A 2818-nucleotide genomic window follows, 5' to 3' on the forward strand; every position below is an offset into this window, starting at 1 on the left:
GGTCGGGGTGGGCGTCGGGGTCGGCGCCGGGCCACTGGGCGCGGCAGCCGGCGGGCCGGCTGGCGCCGACGAACCGGCTACGAACGCGCTCCGCAGCCGCCGGGCGACAGGCGCCTCGACGGTGCTGGACGCGGACTTCACGAACTCGCCCATCTCCTTGAGTTTGGCGAGAACGGTCTTACTTTCGACCCCGAGCTCCTTGGCAAGCTCGTGTACGCGGGCCTTTCCTGCCACTGCACTCCTCACTCCGAGGTCGTGCGGGCAGCACCCGCAGCGACCTCACTCGTGCACTTGAAGCCTGGTCATTTCAGGGACTTCATCGTGTGCTCATGTCGGTCGTCCTACCTTGCTAGCGACCCTCGACCGGTCGGGTTGACCGGTCGTCGGGGGTTGCGCGTCGACGTGCTCCGCGAGCGCACCGTGGTCGGGGACCCCGGTGACGCGCAGTGCCCGCCCGAAGGCGCGGCGCCGCACCGCTTGCGCGAAGCAGGCCGGATTGGGGTGCATGTTCGCTCCCCGACCCGGCAGTCTGCGGGCCGGATCGGGCCGAAGACTGGTCTGACCAGCCTTTTCACCGACCGCGACGACCCGCAGCAACTCGCTGGCCGGCGCTCGTTTCCGGCAGCCCACACAGGTGCGCTCCGGCAGCGCGCGTCGTGCCACTGAGCAAGTCTACCCCTAGCTGCTCGAGATCGCGCCGCCCGGCTCCGGGACGTGATCAGCTCCGCCCCGCGCGGACGGGCCGGCGGTCTCCGCGTCGGAGCGGATGTCGATCCGCCAACCGGTAAGACGGGCCGCGAGGCGGGCGTTCTGCCCTTCCCGGCCGATCGCGAGGGAGAGCTGGAAGTCCGGGACGGTGACCCGGGCGGTACGGCTGGCCAGGTCGACCACCTCGACCCGCAGCGCCTTGGCCGGCGAGAGCGCGTTGCCGACGAAGGTGGCCGGGTCGTCCGACCAGTCGATGATGTCGATCTTCTCGCCGTGCAGCTCGCTCATCACCGCGCGGACCCGCTGGCCCATCGGGCCGATGCAGGCGCCCTTGGCGTTGACGCCGGAGGCGGTCGACCGGACCGCGATCTTCGTACGGTGACCTGCCTCACGCGCGATCGCGCCGATCTCCACCGTGCCGTCGGCGATCTCCGGCACCTCCAGCGCGAACAGCTTCTTCACCAGCGCCGGGTGCGAGCGGGACAGCGTGATCTGCGGCCCGCGCATGCCCTTGGCGACGTGCACCACGACGCAGCGGATCCGCTCGCCGTGCTCGTACCGCTCGCCGGGGACCTGCTCGGACTGGGGCAGGACGCCCTCCAGCTTGCCCAGGTCGACGCTGACGATGCCCTTCTCCCGGCGGGTCTCGTGCGCCTGCACCACGCCGGTGACCAGGTCACCGTCGCGGCCGACGTACTCGCCGAAGTGCACCTCGTCGGTGGCCTCCCGCAGCCGCTGGAGGATCACCTGCTTGGCGGTCATGGCGGCGATGCGGCCGAAGTCGTGCGGGGTGTCGTCCCACTCCCGGGTGACGGTGCCGTCGGCGTCCAGCTCCTGCGCGTAGACCGAGGCGGCCCCGCTCTTACGGTCGATCTCCACCCGGGCGTGCGGCTCGGCGCCGTCGGTGTGCCGGTAGGCGGTCAGCAGCGCGGTCTCGATCGCCGCGAGGATCGTGTCGAACGGGATCTCCCGCTCGCGCTCCAGGGCGCGCAGCGCCGCGAGGTCGATGTTCACCTCTCCTCGTCCTCCAGATCTTCGTCGTCGTCGATGTCGGTGTCGTCACCGAGGTCTTCGTCGTCCAGGCGGGTGAACTCCACCTGGACCCGGCCGGGCCCCAGCTCGGCGTACGGGTGGGTAGCGGTCCCGGCGTCGCTCTCCAGCTCCACGCGCTCGTCGTCGGCGGCCGTCACCCGGCCGGTGAGCTGCCGGTCGCCGGCCTCGCCCCGCAGGGTGACCTTGACCAGCCGGCCGACGTTGCGTCGCCAGTGCCGGGGCAGGGTGAGCGGGCGGTCCACGCCGGGCGAGCTGACCTCCAGCTGGTACTCGCCGGCGACGATGTCGCCGCCGGCCTCCTCGGCCGCGTCCAGAGCCGCGGAGACCGCCCGGGACACGTCCGCGACGGCGTCCAGGTTGATCCCGCCGTCGGCGTCCACGACCACCCGGACCACGTGCCGGCGGCCGGCCCGGGAGACGGAGAGGTCCTCCAGGTCGTAGCCGGCGGCGGTGACCACCGGCTCGATCACCTCGCGCAGCCGGGTCCGGCGCGCGGCGAGGTCGCCGCGGGGTGCGCCGCCCCGGTCCGTGCCGCGGGGGCCGTCGGACCGGCGAGGCCGTCCGCTGGGCCCCGTCGGCCGGGTGGCACGGCCACGCTGCGTCATTCCGCGCACCTCTCTGCTGTTGCCACGGCCCACCGGGCCGTGATGGGTCCCGCGCCGGCGCGGGCGGTCCGCCCGCCATGCCGGTACGCCACCGGGGCGTCCGCGCCCGGTGGCTGCGCAGAGCGTAACGCTTGCGCCGGGCGGCGGCCCGGGCGGCGCACCGACGACCCTGCCCCACGGGGCGGTGGGGATGGTGTTGACTTGTGCGGTGGGGACCGGCAGAACACCATCCGACCAGGTCAGAGCGGGGCAAACCCGGCGTCGACTGTTGCGCGCCGGCGCGCTGGTGGCGCTCGGCGGCGCGACCGCGCCGCTGACTGGTTGTGATCTTTTCGACCGTGACGACGAGCCGTCGCCGCCGGACGCGTTGGAGCCGCTGGCGGCTGAGGCGCTGGCGCTGGAGGCCCGCTACCGGGCCGCGGCCACCGCCACGCCGGCGCTCGCCGGGCGGT

Annotated in this window: 4 protein-coding genes and 1 pseudogene; 1 reads left to right on the forward strand and 4 read right to left on the reverse strand. The window is 73.4% G+C overall.

Features of this window, described 5'->3' with window-relative positions:
• The 4 genes from HUW36_RS29955 to rimP form a co-directional block, all read right to left on the reverse strand.
• Positions 1 to 234, reverse strand: a 234-nt coding sequence (locus HUW36_RS29955) for a translation initiation factor IF-2 N-terminal domain-containing protein (RefSeq protein ID WP_174531166.1), incomplete at its 3' end; no start/stop codon positions are given.
• A 93-nt stretch (positions 235 to 327) separates the two neighbouring features.
• Positions 328 to 663, reverse strand: a complete 336-nt coding sequence (locus tag HUW36_RS29960) for a YlxR family protein (protein ID WP_174531167.1) — start codon at positions 661 to 663, stop codon at positions 328 to 330.
• A gap of 15 nt (positions 664 to 678) precedes the next feature.
• Complete coding sequence (gene nusA, locus HUW36_RS29965; protein WP_099162079.1) at positions 679 to 1722, reverse strand: transcription termination factor NusA; 1044 nt, start codon at positions 1720 to 1722, stop codon at positions 679 to 681.
• Positions 1719 to 2366 carry a ribosome maturation factor RimP gene (rimP, locus tag HUW36_RS29970; protein WP_174531168.1) on the reverse strand — a complete coding sequence of 216 codons (648 nt, stop codon included), beginning with the start codon at positions 2364 to 2366 and terminating at the stop codon, positions 1719 to 1721. Before rimP ends, nusA begins: the two co-directional genes overlap by 4 nt.
• Before the next feature lie 268 nt (positions 2367 to 2634).
• Here rimP and HUW36_RS29975 point away from each other — a divergent pair.
• Positions 2635 to 2818, forward strand: a pseudogene (locus tag HUW36_RS29975) (hypothetical protein); the annotation flags it as partial.

The organism is Micromonospora maritima (genome assembly GCF_902825405.1).
Classification (GTDB): Bacteria; Actinomycetota; Actinomycetes; order Mycobacteriales; family Micromonosporaceae; genus Micromonospora; species Micromonospora maritima.

Coding starts and splice junctions, on each gene's coding strand:
- rimP (WP_174531168.1), bottom strand. CDS start 2,366: ATGACGCAGCGTGGCCGTGCCACCCGGCCGACGGGGCCCAGCGGACGG.